The 16,176-nt window shown below is 68.3% G+C and carries 19 protein-coding genes and 1 other RNA gene; 2 read left to right on the forward strand and 18 right to left on the reverse strand.

All coding sequences use genetic code 11. From position 1 onward, the window contains the following. Positions 1 to 27: 27 nt before the first annotated feature. From tolB to ACO2RV_RS12935, 12 genes are all read right to left on the reverse strand, one after another. A complete protein-coding gene (gene tolB, locus ACO2RV_RS12880; RefSeq protein ID WP_423293528.1) occupies positions 28 to 1,383 on the reverse strand; it encodes a Tol-Pal system beta propeller repeat protein TolB in 1,356 nt (451 codons plus the stop codon). Between the two features lie 31 nt (positions 1,384 to 1,414). After that, on the reverse strand, positions 1,415 to 2,383 hold the full coding sequence (locus tag ACO2RV_RS12885; protein WP_423293530.1) for a cell envelope biogenesis protein TolA: 969 nt from the start codon (positions 2,381 to 2,383) through the stop codon (positions 1,415 to 1,417). Between the two features lie 6 nt (positions 2,384 to 2,389). Next, positions 2,390 to 2,842: a protein TolR gene (gene tolR, locus ACO2RV_RS12890; protein ID WP_423293532.1), complete on the reverse strand. Its 453-nt coding sequence runs from the start codon at positions 2,840 to 2,842 to the stop codon at positions 2,390 to 2,392. Between the two features lie 5 nt (positions 2,843 to 2,847). After that, a complete protein-coding gene (gene tolQ, locus ACO2RV_RS12895) occupies positions 2,848 to 3,561 on the reverse strand; it encodes a protein TolQ (RefSeq protein WP_423293534.1) in 714 nt (237 codons plus the stop codon). A 290-nt stretch (positions 3,562 to 3,851) separates the two neighbouring features. After that, the gene (gene ybgC / locus ACO2RV_RS12900) at positions 3,852 to 4,361 is read right to left on the reverse strand and encodes a tol-pal system-associated acyl-CoA thioesterase (RefSeq protein WP_423293536.1); all 510 of its coding nucleotides are present in this window, start codon (positions 4,359 to 4,361) and stop codon (positions 3,852 to 3,854) included. Positions 4,362 to 4,471: 110 nt separating this feature from the next. Then, the gene (locus tag ACO2RV_RS12905) at positions 4,472 to 4,888 is read right to left on the reverse strand and encodes a DUF2852 domain-containing protein (protein ID WP_423293538.1); all 417 of its coding nucleotides are present in this window, start codon (positions 4,886 to 4,888) and stop codon (positions 4,472 to 4,474) included. A 106-nt stretch (positions 4,889 to 4,994) separates the two neighbouring features. Beyond that, positions 4,995 to 5,630 (reverse strand): TetR/AcrR family transcriptional regulator, encoded by a 636-nt coding sequence (locus ACO2RV_RS12910; RefSeq protein WP_423293540.1) that lies wholly within the window; start codon positions 5,628 to 5,630, stop codon positions 4,995 to 4,997. Between the two features lie 82 nt (positions 5,631 to 5,712). Further along, positions 5,713 to 6,747 (reverse strand): Holliday junction branch migration DNA helicase RuvB, encoded by a 1,035-nt coding sequence (gene ruvB / locus ACO2RV_RS12915; RefSeq protein ID WP_423293542.1) that lies wholly within the window; start codon positions 6,745 to 6,747, stop codon positions 5,713 to 5,715. Next, a complete protein-coding gene (locus tag ACO2RV_RS12920) occupies positions 6,744 to 7,181 on the reverse strand; it encodes a hypothetical protein (protein ID WP_423293544.1) in 438 nt (145 codons plus the stop codon). The genes ruvB and ACO2RV_RS12920 overlap by 4 nt, the downstream gene beginning before the upstream one ends. Beyond that, positions 7,178 to 7,795 carry a Holliday junction branch migration protein RuvA gene (gene ruvA / locus ACO2RV_RS12925; protein ID WP_423293546.1) on the reverse strand — a complete coding sequence of 206 codons (618 nt, stop codon included), beginning with the start codon at positions 7,793 to 7,795 and terminating at the stop codon, positions 7,178 to 7,180. The genes ACO2RV_RS12920 and ruvA overlap by 4 nt, the downstream gene beginning before the upstream one ends. Further along, positions 7,792 to 8,307, reverse strand: a complete 516-nt coding sequence (gene ruvC, locus ACO2RV_RS12930; protein ID WP_423293548.1) for a crossover junction endodeoxyribonuclease RuvC — start codon at positions 8,305 to 8,307, stop codon at positions 7,792 to 7,794. The genes ruvA and ruvC overlap by 4 nt, the downstream gene beginning before the upstream one ends. 149 nt (positions 8,308 to 8,456) lie before the next feature. Further along, a complete protein-coding gene (locus ACO2RV_RS12935; protein WP_423293550.1) occupies positions 8,457 to 9,479 on the reverse strand; it encodes an aldo/keto reductase in 1,023 nt (340 codons plus the stop codon). Positions 9,480 to 9,593: 114 nt separating this feature from the next. Here ACO2RV_RS12935 and ACO2RV_RS12940 point away from each other — a divergent pair, with 114 nt between their 5' ends. Beyond that, positions 9,594 to 10,508, forward strand: a complete 915-nt coding sequence (locus tag ACO2RV_RS12940) for a LysR substrate-binding domain-containing protein (protein WP_423293552.1) — start codon at positions 9,594 to 9,596, stop codon at positions 10,506 to 10,508. Here the strand turns inward: ACO2RV_RS12940 and ACO2RV_RS12945 are convergent. Continuing rightward, positions 10,492 to 11,424, reverse strand: coding sequence for a DMT family transporter (locus ACO2RV_RS12945; protein ID WP_423293554.1), 933 nt, complete (start codon positions 11,422 to 11,424; stop codon positions 10,492 to 10,494). The two genes, ACO2RV_RS12940 and ACO2RV_RS12945, sit on opposite strands and share 17 nt — an antisense overlap. A gap of 248 nt (positions 11,425 to 11,672) precedes the next feature. Here ACO2RV_RS12945 and ACO2RV_RS12950 point away from each other — a divergent pair, with 248 nt between their 5' ends. Next, the gene (locus ACO2RV_RS12950; protein ID WP_423293556.1) at positions 11,673 to 12,419 is read left to right on the forward strand and encodes a sulfite exporter TauE/SafE family protein; all 747 of its coding nucleotides are present in this window, start codon (positions 11,673 to 11,675) and stop codon (positions 12,417 to 12,419) included. A 66-nt stretch (positions 12,420 to 12,485) separates the two neighbouring features. On the opposite strand, the gene ACO2RV_RS12955 is transcribed toward ACO2RV_RS12950, so the two are convergent. The 5 genes from ACO2RV_RS12955 to ACO2RV_RS12975 form a co-directional block, all read right to left on the reverse strand. Beyond that, positions 12,486 to 13,232, reverse strand: a complete 747-nt coding sequence (locus ACO2RV_RS12955) for a YebC/PmpR family DNA-binding transcriptional regulator (RefSeq protein ID WP_423293558.1) — start codon at positions 13,230 to 13,232, stop codon at positions 12,486 to 12,488. A 110-nt stretch (positions 13,233 to 13,342) separates the two neighbouring features. Further along, on the reverse strand, positions 13,343 to 14,158 hold the full coding sequence (locus ACO2RV_RS12960; RefSeq protein WP_423293560.1) for a TIGR00282 family metallophosphoesterase: 816 nt from the start codon (positions 14,156 to 14,158) through the stop codon (positions 13,343 to 13,345). A gap of 3 nt (positions 14,159 to 14,161) precedes the next feature. Then, entirely contained in the window at positions 14,162 to 14,767 is a 606-nt protein-coding gene (locus ACO2RV_RS12965) for a 5-formyltetrahydrofolate cyclo-ligase (protein ID WP_423293562.1), read from the reverse strand. A 9-nt stretch (positions 14,768 to 14,776) separates the two neighbouring features. Then, positions 14,777 to 14,933: non-coding RNA, 6S RNA (gene ssrS, locus ACO2RV_RS12970), on the reverse strand. A gap of 141 nt (positions 14,934 to 15,074) precedes the next feature. Further along, positions 15,075 to 16,076 (reverse strand): NAD(P)H-quinone oxidoreductase, encoded by a 1,002-nt coding sequence (locus ACO2RV_RS12975; RefSeq protein WP_423293564.1) that lies wholly within the window; start codon positions 16,074 to 16,076, stop codon positions 15,075 to 15,077. Between the last annotated feature and the right edge of the window lie 100 nt (positions 16,077 to 16,176).

Here is a 16,176-nt window from a genome sequence, read left to right on the forward strand (position 1 = left end):
CTTTATGGTTAATCGTTCCCTAGCGTCTTACGAGCGCAGCGGCGACCAGGCGGGGTCGGACGCATAGCTCGGAGTGGGCACGCGCTGTTCGTTATAGCCCGTCAGATCGACCGTGTAGAGCTGCGGACCGGCCGCGCCGCCCGGCTCGCGGAAGAACATGATGACGCGGCCGTTCGGCGCGAAGGTCGGCCCCTCATTGTGATAGCCCTCGGTAAGGATGCGCTCGTTCGAGCCGTCCGGCCGCATCACGCCGATGGCGAAGCGCCCGCCCGCCTGCTTGGTGAAGGCGATGACATCGCCGCGCGGCGACCAGACCGGCGTCGAATAGCGCCCGTCGCCGAAGGAGATGCGGTGCTGGTTCGACCCGTCGGGGTTCATCACATAGATCTGCGAGGTGCCGCCGCGGTCGCTCTCGAAGGTGATCTGGGTGCCGTCCGGCGAATAGCACGGCGCCGTGTCGATGGCCGGCGTGTTGGTCAGCCGCGTCGTCGCCTTGGAACGCAGGTCCATGACGAAGATGTTGGAATCCGCGCCCTGCTGCAGGCTGAGGATGACCCGCTGACCATCCGGCGCGAAGCGCGGCGAGAAGCTCATATTGGGGAAGTTGCCGACCACCTCGCGCTGGCCGTTCTCGATGTTGAGCAGATAGACGCGCGGCTCACCGGCGCCGTAGCTCATATAGGTGATTTCCTGGCTGGTCGGCGAGAAGCGCGGCGTCAGCACGAGGTCGTCGCCGCGCGTGAGATAGGTCACGTTCGCGCCGTCCTGGTCCATGATGGCGAGGCGCTTGATGCGCTTCTCCTTCGAGCCGCTCTCGTCGACGAAGACGATGCGGGTGTCGAAATAGCCCTTCTCGCCGGTCAGCCGCTCATAGATCGCGTCGGCGATGATGTGGGCGACGCGGCGCCAGTTCTCCGGCTGGGTGAAATATTGCTGGCCGATCAGCTGCTGGCCGGCGAACACGTCCCACAGGCGGAACTCCGCCTTCACCCGCCCGTCCGGCTGGCGCGTCATGCGGCCGGTCACCAGCGCCTGCGCGTTGATCACGCGCCAGTCCTGGAAGCGCGGCGAAGCGTCCGGATTGGTGATCTTCTCGACGAAGGCCGCCGGATCGATCGGCGCGAACAGGCCGGAGCGGCGCAGGTCCGCCGAGATGATCTGGCTGACGCCCTTGCCCGCCTCGATGTCCTGCGCGCTGCCGCCGACGAAATCGGTGATGGCGATGGGCAGCGGCTGCACCGTGCCCTGCGTGACATCGAGCTTGAGCACGGCTTCCGCCGGCCGGTTCAGCAGGCCGAGGCCGGCCAGCGCGCCGGCACCGGTGAGAAGGCCGCGACGGCCGATATACGGGCCCGCGAAACCGGGGCGAATGAGCTTCGTCATGATCAATGTCTCAAGAGCAATGGCTGAACCCTCAACCCCGTACCATTTCGCGGGGATCGAAGGTGACTTCGATGTCCTTCCACGATTCGTATTTTTCGGGTGAGAGCATGTTGAAGGGCTGGCCGCGGAAGATGGCGCGCATGGCGCTTTCCCGCGCGGCCATGAAGAACTGGCTGGAGCCCGAGGTGATCACCATGGGCGGGCCGGAAAGCGTGCCGTCCTGATTCAGCCGGATGCGCACGGTGACGACCAGCTCTTCCGGATTGGCCGCGCCGGCCGGCGGATTCCACAACGACATCAGCCGGGCGCGCAGCGCGTCGATCTCGGTCTGCGACAGCGTCGCCGCCGTGCCGACCCGCGCACCCAGCGCGGCGGTGGAGTTGATCGTGTCACCGAGCGCCGCCTGCCGCGAGGGGGTACGCTTGTCGAGCAGCGCGGCGATGTCGTTCGGCTTGAACTCGCGCTGGTCCTTCGGCGGCTGTTGCACCACCTTCGGGGGAATGTCCTTCGGCTTTTTCGGCGGCGCGGGAGCCGGGGTCGCCTGCGCCTGCTGCTGCTCGGGCTTGGGCTCGTCCTTCTTGGGCTCGGGCGGCTTGGCCGCGAGCGATTCCGCGTCCGGGGGCGGCGGCGTCGGCTGCGGCTTGGCCTCGGCCTGCGCGGCCGGGGGCTTCGGCGCGGGCTTCGCCTCGGCGGGCGGCGGCGGAGGCGGCGGCGCCGGCTCGTTGGCGGCCTTCACCTCGGGCTTCTTGTCGTCGACCTTGGCCTCGAGATTCTCGGCGGGCTTGGCGGCATCGACCTTCTCGACGATAGGCTTGGGCGCCTCGACCTTCGGCGCATCCTTCTTGCCCGCCATCATCTTCGACAATTCGGCGTCGGAGACGATGTCGATCGGCATCGACTCCTGCATCGGCTCGAAAGGCGCGGCCGACGAGAAGGACACCACCATGAATCCGAGGATTCCGGCGTGAAGGACGGCTGAGGAGACGAGACCCGCGCGCATGACCGCTCAGTTCCCCTGCTCGACTTCGGAGACCAGGGCGACACGCTTGAAGCCAGCGCCCGACAGGCGGCCCATCACCTGCATGACGGTGCCGTAGTCGACCGACTTGTCGCCGCGCACGAAGATCCGCTCCTCATAGCCCGCCTTCGCGATGGCCTGCAGCTTCGGCACGATTTCCGCGATCGGGATTTCGGTGTCCTGGATGAAGACCTGGCCCTGATTGTTGATGGAGATGACCAGCGGCTGGTGATCCTGCGACACCGCCTGCGCCTGCGTCTGCGGCAGGTCGAGCGGCACGCCGACGGTGAGCATCGGCGCGGCCACCATGAAGATGATGAGCAGCACGAGCATCACGTCGACCATCGGCGTGACGTTGATCTCGGCCATGACGGCACCGCCGCCGCGACGACGCGAACGCCGCGACTGCCAGCCGCCTCCGCCTCCAGACGACATCCCCATAAGCGTCAGCCTCGCTCGTCGATCTGGCGCGACAGGATGGCCGAGAACTCATCGGCGAAACCTTCCAGCCGCAACGCCTGCTTGCTCACTTGCGAGACGAACCTATTGTAGAACATCGTCGCCGGAATGGCGGCGGCAAGGCCAATTGCGGTCGCGAGCAGGGCCTCGGCGATGCCCGGCGCCACAACCGCGAGGCTGGTGTTCTTCGACGCGGCGATCGACTGGAACGAGGTCATGATGCCGATCACCGTGCCGAACAGGCCGATGAACGGGCCGGCCGACCCCACCGTCGCCAGCACCAGCAGGCCCCGCTCGAGCCGCTCGACCTCACGGGCGATGGTGACGTCCATCACCTTGTCCAGCCGCTGGGTGAGCCCACCGAGCGAGCGCGCGCCGCCCTCATAGGACCGCTTCCACTCGCGCATCGCCGCGACGAAGATCGCCGCCATCGCGTGGTTGGGACGCGAAGACAGCGAGCGATACAGCTCCTCCAGGCTCTGGCCCGACCAGAAGGTCGCCTCGAACCGGTCCATCTGCCGCTTCATCCGGCCGAACAGGAGGATCTTGTCGATGGCGATCGCCCATACCCAGAGCGAGGCGAAGACGAGCCCCGCCATGACAAGCTTCACTACCCAACTGGCCTGAAGGAATAACCCCAGCAGGGACATGTCCGCACTCGGGGCTGCCATGGCCGTCTGCGCCACATCGGCAGGATTCATGTGATCTATAACCTCAGCACCAAAAACCGGCCAACGTCCGGACGGACGACCGGAACGCACGACGCACAACACCTTCGGCAAAGCCGGCCTTCAGCAAGGCCGGCATTCCGGCGCGGCGAGTCGGCATCAGCTGGCTCGCCCGCTGTACCCTTAGCCCCTGTTCGACGGGGAATCCGCCGAAACTAGGGCGTGCAAAGGCTTGCGCGACGCGGATTAAACAATTGCTAGGGTTAATGCCGGGTTAGCGTTGCCGCATCGCAACAGCCCGGTGACGCGACGGCGACAGTCGCTCACGCCGGCGAGGCATGCTCCAGCGCCGCTTTCATCGCCGCCCGCAGCGAGTCGGGAATGCGCCGGGCGCGGCCCTGCGAGACGAAGGCCACCTTCACCTTGCCCTCGACCAGCAGCTCGCCGCCGCGCATCACCTTCTGCGCCAGCGTGATCGAGGCCCCCGCGACCTCGGCCGGGCTGGTATGCACCTCCAGCACGTCGTCGATGCGGGCCGGGCGCAGGAATTGAAGCTCCATGGAGCGCACGACGAAAGCGAAACCCGGCGCCTCGGCCAATGCCTCGCCGAACAGGTCGCCCTGCACCACGCCGATCAGGCGAAGATGGTCCGAGCGGGCCCGCTCCATGAACTTCAGATAATTGGCGTGGTAGACGATGCCGGAGAAATCCGTGTCCTCGTAATAGACCCGCACCGGCAACACATGGCCACCCGGCACCAGCCGGCCAGCGAGGTGAAGGTAGGGATCGGACTTCAGGGCTTCAGGGGTAAAGGGTTCGGGGCGCGCGCTCATGATGTCCTCATAACCGAGACCGCGCCGCAAAAAAAGAACCGCGCCCCTCGGAGAGGGACGCGGTTCGCCAGGGCCTCAGGGGGCGTTGAGGCTGGTTAGGTCTCGGACGGTCAGCCCTGCGGCTGGTCGGTGGGCGCCGGAGGCGCGGCCGGGCGGTTGCGGCGGTCGGCCATGAACTGGTCGAACTCGGCCTTGTCCTTGGCCTGACGCAGACGATCGAGGAAGCCCTTGAACTCCTTCTGCTCGTCTTCGAGACGGCGCAACGTCTCTTCGCGATATTCGTCGAAGGCGCGGTTGCCGCTCGGGGGGAAACCGCGGAAGCGACCGCCGAATGCGTTGCGAACCGCCTCGGTGCCTTCTTCCTGCCAGCGGCCGAAGCCGCGCCTGCCGCCACAAAACATCCGTCCACTCCCTATGGTGAAAGCCAGGATCGCCAAGCCCAGGGGCCACCAGGCCATGAAGCCGAGGACCGTGAGCGCGATCCAGGCGGGTTTGCCGTAACTGTCGAGCTTTTGAGCGAGCTCCATGGCATCCGTTCCTGGGTTAATGTTAATCACATTTACATAGATAGAAACGCTGGGGCGGCTTGTCAAGGAACGTCACATCGAAATCGATGACACCTGCGTCGGCCGGTCAGGCTGTCGGCGCGCCGAGGCCCTTCAGATAGACCAGGAATGCGGCCTCAAGCAGGTCTTCCGGAGGCATGGGCAGCTTGCGGCGCGAACCGTCCGAGCGGGCGAACAGCGAGGCGACGCCATGCGCCAGCGCCCAGGTGTGCAGTGCCACCATCAGCGCCGGCGGGCGGCCCTGCGCCGGCATGGCGGCGACCAGCACATCCGCAGCCTCGCGCAACACGCCGAAGGCGCGCTGGCCGGCCTGGTCGAGCGCGGGATGCGCCTCCGCCGACAGGCCGGATTCGAACATGGCGATGTATTCCGCCGCGTTCTGCCGGGCGAAGTCAAGATAGGCCCGCCCCATGCGCTCGAAGGCTTCGACCGGCGTCGGACGCCCCTCGTTCCAGCTTGCCTGCAGCGCCTTGGCGAAGCGCTCGAAGCTCTCCGCCGCCACGGCGGCGATCAACTCGTCGCGATCGCGGAAATGCCGATAGGGCGCGGCCGGGCTCACCCCGGCACGGCGCGCCGCCTCGGCGAAGGTGGCTCCGGCCGTGCCCTTCTCCGCGATCAGGTCGAGCGCGGCCTTCATCAGGGCCTCCCGCAGGTTGCCGTGATGGTAGCCGCGGGATTCGCCGCCGTTTCTGGTCCAGCTCATGTGAAAGGGGCTTACATTAGAGCCTGCGGGACGTCGAGTTATCTCTCCATCCTCTCCCCATCGGGGAGGGGGAGTTCTCCCCTCAGTCGCCCTCGTCGAACAGCGGAATCTGGTTGGCGCTGGACGGCACCGCCAGGCCCAGATGCTTGAAGGCATGGGCGGTGAGCACGCGCCCGCGCGGGGTGCGCTGCAGGAAGCCCTGCTGCACCAGATAGGGTTCGATGATCTCCTCGATCGCGTCACGCGGCTCGGACAACGCGGCGGCGATGGTCTCGACGCCCACTGGCCCACCACCATAATTCATCGCGATCACCGTGAGGTAGCGCCGGTCCATCTGGTCGAGACCGAGGCCGTCGACCTCAAGATGCGACAGCGCGTGGTCGGCCGCGGCGCGGTCGATGATGTCGCGCCCGCCGACGAGGGCGAAGTCGCGCACCCGGCGCAGCAGTCGGCCGGCAATGCGCGGCGTGCCGCGCGCCCGGCGGGCGATCTCGCGCGCGCCGTCCTTGGAAATCGGGATGTTCAGCACCCGCGCGCCGCGCGTAACCACCAGTTCCAGCTCGTCGACCGTATAGAAGTTCAGCCGGATCGGAATGCCGAAGCGGTCGCGCAGCGGCGTGGTCAGCAGCCCCGAGCGCGTCGTCGCTCCCACCAGGGTGAATTTGGACAGCTGGATCTTCACCGAGCGGGCGGCCGGCCCCTCGCCGATGATGAGATCGAGCTCGTAATCCTCCATCGCGGGATAGAGGATTTCCTCCACCGCCGGGTTGAGGCGATGGATCTCGTCGATGAACAGCACGTCGCGTTCTTCGAGATTGGTCAGCAGTGCCGCGAGGTCGCCGGCCTTGGCGATGACCGGACCGGAGGTGGAGCGGAAGCCGACGCCGAGCTCGCGCGCCACGATCTGCGCCAGCGTGGTCTTGCCCAGCCCCGGCGGGCCGACGAACAGCACATGGTCGAGCGCCTCGCCGCGCGTCTTGGCGGCGCGGATGAACACGTCGAGATTGGCCCGCGCCTGCTCCTGGCCGACGAATTCGGCCAGGTTCTGCGGACGCAGCGAGGCCTCGGTGAGGTCTTCCTCGCGCTTGTCCGGCGTGACGAGGCGCTTGCTGCTCATCGTCCCGCCTCCGGATCGCGCGGGAAGACGCCGCCGCCCGCCAGAAGCGTGGTGACGAACACGATGGCCGCCGCGAAGAGTGCCGCCAGCCGCGACGCCCGCTCATCGAAGATCGGCCGGTAATCGCCGAAATCGATCGACAGAGCGATGACGCCAAGCGGAAGCAGGGCGACGATCAGCACCGCGATCAGGATGAGCAGCTTGGAACGCGGGGTGAAAGACAGCGCGAAGGCGCAGATGCCCGCGCCGATTCCGCCCGGCACCACGGCAATCGCGGCATAGCCGGCCGAGGTGGCGCTATGCATCAGCCGCTCGATCGAGAGCACCGCAAGGATCGCCCCGCCATAGGCGAAGATCATCGCCGGTATGCGCGCCGGCCAGGGCCAGGGCCGGTTTTCGCCCTTGGCCCGCGCGGTGGTGAAGCGCAGCATCATCGCGCCAGTTCCTTCAGTCCGAGACGGATGAGCCGAGCGGTGTCCGCCCCCTCCCCCGCCTCGCGCAGCGCCGCCGCCACCGCCGCATTGGCCTGGATCTGCGCATAGCCGAGATTGACCAGCGCCGAGACCGCATCCGCCACCGGCGCGGGCGCCACCTTCTCCTCAAGCGCGGCGGTGAGCCCGGCCACCGCCGGATCGACGCTGCCGAAGGCCGGCGCCTTGTCCTTCAATTCGGTGACGATGCGCGAGGCGACCTTGGGTCCGACACCATTGGCCCGCGCCACCATCGCCTTGTCGCCCAGCGCCACCGCATTGGCGAGTTCCGAGGGCGAAAGGGTGGAGAGCACGTTCAGCGCCACCTTGGCGCCGACGCCCTGCACGTTCTGCAACAGCAGGAACCACGACTTCTCCGCCGGCGAGGTGAAGCCGTAGAGCCGGATCATATCCTCGCGCACGAAGGTCTCGATGAACAGCGTCGCCGCCTCGCCGGCCCTGGGCAGCGCCTGCAAGGTGCGGGCGGAGCAGTGCACGAGATAGCCGACGCCCTGCACGTCGAGGATCACATGGTCGTCGCCATAGCTGTCGACGAGGCCCTTCAGTTTGCCGATCACTGCGCTGCCACCCGTGCCCTAAGCGCCGCCATGCCCCTATGCTGGGCGTGGGTGACGGCGACCGCAAGCGCGTCCGCCGCATCGTCGGTGGTAAAGTCGGCCTGCGGCAGCAGCACCTTCATCATCATGCGGATCTGCCCCTTCTCGGCCCGTCCGGCGCCGACCACGGTCTTCTTGACCAGCAGCGCCGCATATTCGGAAACCGGCACCCCGGCCAGCGCCGGGGTCAGCATCACCACGCCCCTCGCCTGGCCGAGCTTCAGCGTCGAGGCCGGGTTCATGTTGACGAAGGTCTCCTCCACCGCCGCCTCATCCGGCAGATGCGCGCGCAGCACGCGCGCCAGCTCGTCGTGCAGCACGGCGAGGCGCACCGCCAGCGCCTCGTCCTCCGGCGGCATGACGGTGCCGCACGCGATGAAGGACAGCTTGGTGCCCATGGCCTCGATCACCCCCCAGCCGGTGCGGCGGAGGCCGGGATCGAGCCCGAGAATGCGAATCGGAGCGGAGGCCATGTCCTAGGGCGTAGCCGAACAAAGGACGAACGCCTAGTACGCAGGCCGTGTATCCGTCCCGGCTTCGCCACGGAGCGCGAACATGGTGAAGGAGGCGTTAACGCCCGCGACAACACCATGCGCATGTGTGCCAACCGCAACGCGGGCGTTCACGCGCCCGCCTTGCGCTCGCTGTCGAGGTCGGCCATGGCGAAGGCCGGATAGCGCTCGCCGGCCGCCGCGCCCTTCGGCACCGCCTGCTCGATGGCCGCGAGGTCGGCGGCGGTGAGGCGAGCCTCGGCCGCCCCCAGCGCCTCGTCGAGCCGGTCGCGGCGACGGGCGCCAACCAGCGGCACGATGTCCTTGCCCTGCGCCGCCACCCAGGCGATGGCCGCTTGCGCGACGGTGATCCCGCGCGCTTCCGCAACCTTGCGCAGCGCCTCGACGAGGGCGAGGTTCGCCTGCGCATTCTCGCCCTGGAAGCGCGGGCTCATGGCGCGGAAGTCGCCCGGCGCCTGCGTGCCGGCGAAATGGCCGCTGATCAGCCCGCGCGAGAGCACGCCATAGGCGGTGACGCCGATGCCCAGTTCCCGCAGCACGGGCAGGATCTCGTCCTCGATGCCGCGCGAGACCAGCGAATATTCGATCTGCAAGTCGCAGATTGCGTGCACGGCGGCGGCGCGGCGGATGGTGTCGACGCCCACCTCGGACAGGCCGATATGCCTGATGTAGCCGGCCTTCACCAGGTCGGCGAGAGTGCCGATCACCTCCTCGACGTCGGTGCCGGCGGGAAGCCGCGAGGGGCGGTAGATGTCGATGACGTCGACCCGCAGCTTCTGCAGCGACTGCGCCAGCGCGTTGCGGATCGCGGCGGGACGCAGGTCGTAGCCGCCCCAGCCGCCGGCGGGATCGCGCAGCGCGCCGAACTTGACGCTGATCTGGTAGGCATCGCGCGGCACCTCGCGCAGCGCGTCGCCGATCAGGATTTCATTGTGGCCGGCACCGTAGAAGTCGCCGGTATCGATCAGCGTCATGCCGGCATCGAGCGCGGCGTGCAGGGTGGCGAGGCTCTCCACGCGGTCGGCCGGCCCATACATGCCGGACATGCCCATGGCACCGAGGCCGAAGGCGGAGACCTCCGGACCGGTGGCGCCGAGGCGGGTGCGCGCGAGCGTGGTGCGGGACGCGGTCATGTCTGCCCTCCATTGGGAAACGCCGGGCTGCCCGGCGGCTGGGGAAGATATGACGCGAAAGCCGACGTTCGATAATATGGCCATATCGAAACAAACTGTTCGGCTATTCGTACAATGAGCACGCCCGACCTCTCGCTGCTCGACAGCTTCGTCGCCGTCGCCCGTCATCGCAGCTTCCGCCGCGCGGCGCTGGAACGCGGCGTCTCGGCCTCGACGCTCAGCGAGGCGCTGCGGCGGCTGGAGGCGCAGCTCGGCGTGCGGCTGATGAACCGCACCACCCGCAGCGTGACCCTGACCGAGCCGGGGCGGAAGCTGCTCGACCGACTTACGCCTATGCTGGCCGATCTCGGCGAGGCGCTGGACGAGGTGAACAGCTTCCGCGACACCCCGACCGGCACGCTGCGGCTCAATGTGCCGGCGCCGGTGGCCCGGCTGGTGCTGGCGCCCATGCTCGCCGACTTCTTCGCCACCCATCCCGGCCTGACGCTGGAGGTGCATCTGGACGAGCGGCTGATCGATGTCATCGAGGCCGGCTTCGATGCCGGCGCGCGCTATGGCGAGAGCCTGGCGCAGGACATGATCGCCGTGCCGCTCGGTCCGGCGCAGCGCTACGGCATTTACGCCTCGCCCGGCTATCTCGCGCGGAACGGCACGCCATCCGTGCCCGAGGACCTGCTGCATCACCGCTGCATCTGCCACCGTTTCGCCAGTGGCGCGGTGCTGCCATGGGAGTTCGAAAAGGACGGTCGCGTGCTGCGCATCCAGCCGCGCGGGCAGCTCATTACCAACAGCGCCGACCTCACCATCGATGCCGCGCGCGACGGCGTGGCTATCGCCATGACCTTCCAGGGCTTCGCGAAGCCGGCGGTGGAGCGCGGCGAACTGGTCTCGCTGCTGGAGGAGTGGTGCCCGCCCTTCGAGGGGCCCTTCCTGTATTATACCGGCCGCCGCCACATGCCCGCGCCGCTGCGGGCCTTCGTCGACTTCGTCCGCACCCGCCATGCGCGGGCCGCTAGCACCCGCGGTTGAACGCCCCGCTCGCCAGCGCCACGCCGAAGCCGGTCGCCACCACGCCGATCATCGCCGCCGTGTCGGGGTGCTCGCCCAGCACCGGTACGGCGATGAGCGCCGCCAGCGCCGGTACCAGCCCGGTGAAGGCGGCGGCACGCGAGGAGCCGAGCTTCTCGATGGCAATGCCGAAGGCGACCAGCGCCACCACGCCCGACAGCAGGCCCTGCACGAAAAGCTGGATCAGCACCTCGCGGCCGTAGCCGGCGGACACCGCGTCGATGACACCCGGCAGGCCTGCCGGCGTCAGGATGATGGTGGACCACAGGCCGATCATGCCGACCGTCTCGGTCGCCCGCATGCCGGTGCGGCGGAAGGCGAGCGTGTAGGCCGCCCACATCGCCGCCCCGCACAGCAGCAGCAAATGGCCGCGCCAGGCGCCGTCCTCGGGAAACAGCACGCCGCGTCCGCCCAGCGTGACGACGCCGAGCGCGATGAAGCCGAAGCCGATGGCGCGTCCAATGCCCAGCCATTCCTTCAGGAAAAGCACCGAGATCAGCGCCACGATCAGCGGCATGGTGCCGGGCAGCAATGGGCCGACATCCGCCGCCGGCACGAAGCGCATGGCGTTGGCGACGACGAGGAAGAAGATCCCGCCCGCCCCGAGGAAACAGGCGAGGAAGGGCCAGACGCTCTCCCGCCGCGGCCAGAAGCCGATCCTGAACCAGGCGGGGGCGAGAACGGTCGCCGGCACGACGAAGCGCAGCCAGCCGACCGTGGCCGGCGTCAGATGGCCATGCACGGCATGGCGGGTGGAGACGATCCACGCCCCCCAGATGGAGATGGCGAGCAGGGCGCAGCCGATGCCGATCAGGCGATCGCTGACGGCGCCCTCCGCCGTGGCACCTGCCGCGGCGGGAGTGGGACAGTTGGACATGTGCTTTTCCGGCCGCCGCGGCGGCAATGGTCGAACGCCGCCGCGAGGACACCCGTCCGGCAGCTCAGTTGCCGCCAATCTGGTGGGTGCACGCCATGCATGCAAACGAGTTTTGCCGATGGGCACGTTCACCAAACGCGATGGAACCCGCGTTGACGCGGCATCGCGCGGGGTCTAGAGCGCGGGCTCGCGCCGCTTCCGCGCGCCTCTTCCGCGCGCAGTCTCCAGCGGTGCCCCAGGATTTTCCGATGTCGTTCGATGTGGCCCTGGTCTGGGCCGTCTTCACCGCCCTCGTCGCCGGCGTCACCCGTGGCTTCTCGGGTTTCGGCGGTGCGCTCATCTTCGTGCCGCTGATCAGCGCACTGTTCGGCCCGAAGGTGGCAGCGCCGACGCTGCTGGTCATCGATACGGTGCTGACCCTGCCCTTCGTCGCCACGGCGCTGCGCGCCTGCATCTGGCGGCAGGTGGCGCCGCTGGCGGTCGGCGCTGTGGTCGCCGTGCCCTTCGGCGTGGCGGTGTTGCAGCATGTCGATGCGATCGCGCTGCGCTGGTCGCTGGCCGGGCTGAGCATCGCGCTGCTGGCGCTGCTGGTCTCGGGCTGGCGCCATTCCGGTCGGCAGGGGCTGCCGGCCACCCTCGCGGTTGGCGCGCTGGCCGGCACGCTCGGCGGCGCGGCGCAGATGTCCGGCCCGCCTGTGGTGGCCTACTGGCTCGGCAGCGGCCAGCCGGCGGCGCTGGTGCGGGCCAATCTGTTCGGCTTCTTCGCGGTGGTGACGCTGGCGAGCGGCTCGGCCTATTTCCTCAACGGCCTCGTCACCGCCGAGGTCGGCCAATTGTCGCTGATCCTCGGCCCGGCCTATGCCATCGGCCTGTTCGCCGGCGCGCGCGCCTTCAAGGGCGCCAGCGACCGGCATTTCCGCCTGGCCGCCTACTGGATCATCGCGCTGGCCGCCGTCATCAGCCTGCCGCTGTTCGATCCGCTGCTGGGGCGGTAGGGCCGCCGCGATCCCGGATCGGCCCTGAGCGGCTGTCCGGGATGACGACGTCTGGAAGACGAATCCTCAGTCGCTCATCTTGGCGACGAAGGCATCCGACAGCTCGAAATTGGCATAGACGTTCTGCACGTCGTCATTGTCGTTCAGCGTGTCGACGAGGCGGATCAGCTTTTCCGCCACCTCGTCATCCACCGCGATGGTGTTCTGTGGGCGCCAGACGAGACCCGACTTGCGCGGCTCGCCGAACTTGGCTTCCAGCGCGCGGGCGACCTCGTGCAGGTTCTCGATCGAGGTGGTGACCTCGTGGCCATTCTCGTCGGACGTCACGTCGTCGGCGCCGGCATCGATGGCGGCTTCCAGCATGTCGTCCGCGGACGCCTTCGCCGCGTCGAACTCGACGGTGCCGATGCGGTCGAACATGAACGACACCGCGCCGGTCTCGGCCAGCGAGCCGCCCGACTTGGTGAAGTAGGAACGCACTTCCGACGCGGTACGGTTGCGGTTATCGGTCAGCGCCTCGACGATGACGGCGACGCCACCGGGGCCGTAGCCCTCATAGCGGATCTCGTCATAGTTCTCCGCATCGCCGCCCGACGCCTTCTTGATCGCGCGGTCGATATTGTCCTTGGGCATGTTCTCCGCGCGAGCCGCGAGGATGGCGGCGCGCAGGCGCGGGTTCATGTTGGGGTCGGGCATGCCGAGCTTGGCGGCCACGGTGATTTCGCGCGCCAGCTTGGAGAACAGCTTGGAGCGCACCGCGTCCTGCTTGCCCTTGCGGTGCATGATGTTCTTGAACTGCGAATGCCCGGCCATGGCCGCCTCCACGTCGTGCCGGCGAGCGGTGCCGCGCGGCATCTCAATTCTGAAGATTGGTGCGCGGCTTATAGGCGAGAGGGCATGCGCGCGTAAAGCGGGGCGTCGGCCTACCAGAAAGCCGGCACCACCTGTTCCAGCACCCCGCCCAGGCGCACCGGCGCCACCCGCAGCGCGCGCCCATTGGCATCCGTCTCCACCGCGAGGCCCGACAGCGTTCCCGGCCCCGCCGCAGGCTCGAAGCGCGAGGAGCCGATCTTGCGGGTGAAGCGGCGCAGCGGCTCTTCCTTGTCCATGCCGATCACCCCGTCATAGCTGCCGCACATACCGACATCGGTCATGTAGGCGGTGCCGCCGGGCAGGATACGGTGGTCTGCGGTCGGCACATGGGTGTGCGTGCCGATGACCAGGCTCGCGCGCCCGTCGCACCAATGGCCGAAGGCCTGCTTCTCGCTGGTGGTCTCGGCATGGAAATCGACGATCACCGCATCCGAGACGAGGCCCAGCGGGCCGGCGTCGAGCTCGCGGTCGATCGCGGCGAAGGGATCGTCCATCGGGTCCATGAAGGTGCGGCCCATCATGTTGACCACCAGCACCCGTGCGGCGTTCTGCGCCTCGATCAGCGCCGCGCCGCGTCCCGGCGTGCCGGGCGGATAATTGGCCGGGCGGATCAGCCGCGGGGCACGCTCGATGAACACCAGCGCCTCGCGCTGGTCGAAAGCGTGGTTGCCGAGCGTCACCGCATCGGCGCCGGCCTCGAGGAACTCGTCATGGATCGCCTCGGTGATGCCGAAGCCGCCGGCGGCGTTCTCACCGTTCACCACGACGAAATCGAGCGCCCATTCGCGCCTCAGCCGGGGCAGATGTTCGAGCACGACCTGCCGGCCGGGCCGGCCGACCACATCGCCGAGAAACAGCAGCCGCATCGATTACTCCTCCACCGGCCGCACGATACCGGCATCAGTGGCGATGGCGTCAAGCCGCTCGTCATGGGATTCGGCGGGCACGGCGGGCAGTTCCTGCACGGCGAAGGCGTAGCCGATGGCCTCGATGCGCTTGGCCCCGCGCAGCAGCGCCAGCGTGCGGTCGTAGAAGCCCGCGCCATAGCCGAGCCGGTTGCCGCGCGCATCGAACGCCGCCAGCGGCACGACCAGCACGTCCGGCACCACCGCCGGCGCGGTCTCCGGCGGGGCCGGTATCTTGATGTTCCCCGGCCCGGCCGAGGGCACCAGTTCCTCGCCCGGCTCCCACAGCCGGAAGGTCAGCGGCTTGCCGCAGTCGACGACGACCGGCAGCGCGATCTGCGCCCCCGCGGCGCGCAGCAGTCGCACCAGCGGTGTGGTGGAAATCTCCGAACCGATCGGCGCGAAGACGGAAACCACCTCGCCGCCGACCTCGCCCAGCCATTTCAGCGCCTGGATCGCGGCGGCCTCGGCCGCCTGCTCTCGCGCGACGGCGTCAAGCGTCGCCCGCCGCGCGAGCGCGAGGGAGCGGAGGCTGGCTTTCTCGGAGGCGCGTTCGGAAGAATGGGACATGATGATGAGTGCGGAGCCGCGATGGCCGTTGGAGGATCGATCCCGGGAACCTACAACGTAGGTGGGCGCCGTGTGTCCGAGCCCAGGGGCAAGGTCAGGGACAGCTCCCTTTGAGATCGATAAGGCCCCGGGGAATATGTTCTCCTGACGAACCTCACAGCCCCGCGTGACAAATCTAGGACGCCGCGCGGCAGATTGCCAGAGGCGACTCACCGAAGGTGAACAGCTTTCCGCGAGCAAGTCCCATTCGCCGTCCCGGACGGCCGACAGGCCGATCCGGGATGAGGCCGAGGTGGCCGGGGCGCCCTCAGCCCACCTTCAGCATGATCTTGCCGATGTGCGCGCTGGTTTCTATGCGGGCATGCGCCTCACCGGCCTTCTCCAGCGGGAAGGTCTGGTCCAGCACCGGCTTCACCTTGCCCGCCTCGATCAGCGGCCAGACCTTCTCGCGCAGCGAGGCGGCGATGGCGGCCTTCTCCGCCTTCGGGCGCGAGCGCAGCGTCGAACCCATATGCGACAGCCGCTTCAGCATCAGCCGCATGAAGTCGATCTGGAGCTTGGAGCCTTCCATGAAGGCGATCTGCACGATGCGCCCGAGCGGGGCGGCCGCCTCGTAATTGCGGGCGATGTAGGAGCCGCCGACCATGTCGAGGATCACATTCACCCCCTTGCCGCCGGTCTTCTCCTTGATGACCGCGACGAAATCCTCCGTCTTGTAGTCGATGGCGTAGTCGGCGCCGAGATCGCGGCAGACCTTGCACTTCTCGGCGCTGCCGGCGGTCGCGAAGACCGTGGCGCCATACGCCTTGGCCAGCTGGATCGCCGTCGTGCCGATGCCGGACGTACCCCCATGCACGAGAAAGCTCTCGCCCGCCTTCAGCCCGGCGAGGTCGAACACATTGGTCCATACGGTGAAGAAGGTTTCCGGCAGCGCCGCCGCCTCGACCAGCGACAGTCCCGCAGGCACCGGCAGCGCAGAGCCGGCGTCCGCCAGGCAATATTGCGCATAGCCGCCGCCCGAGACCAGCGCGCAGGCCTTGTCGCCCAGCTTCCAGCCGGTGACGCCCTCGCCCAGCGCGACCACCTCGCCGGCGATTTCCAGACCGGGGATGTCCGGGGCGCCGGGCGGCGGCGGATAGAGCCCCTTGCGCTGCATCACATCCGGGCGATTGACGCCGGCGGCCGCGACCTTGACCAGAATTTCGCCCGCACCAGGCATGGGCACCGCACGCTGCTCGGGAACCAGGGCTTCCGGTCCGCCGGGGGTCGGCAGGCCGATGGCGGTCATGCTGGCGGGCAGGTCGGTCACGGGCGTTTCCTCTTCCTTCGGACGGGTCGATGCTTCGTAGGTCATGCCGCCCGCACTGGCAACCGGCACGGCACCGACCTAGATTGACAAGCACGTGCAG

This window comes from Ancylobacter sp. VNQ12 (assembly GCF_049445835.1).
Classification (GTDB): Bacteria; Pseudomonadota; Alphaproteobacteria; order Rhizobiales; family Xanthobacteraceae; genus Ancylobacter.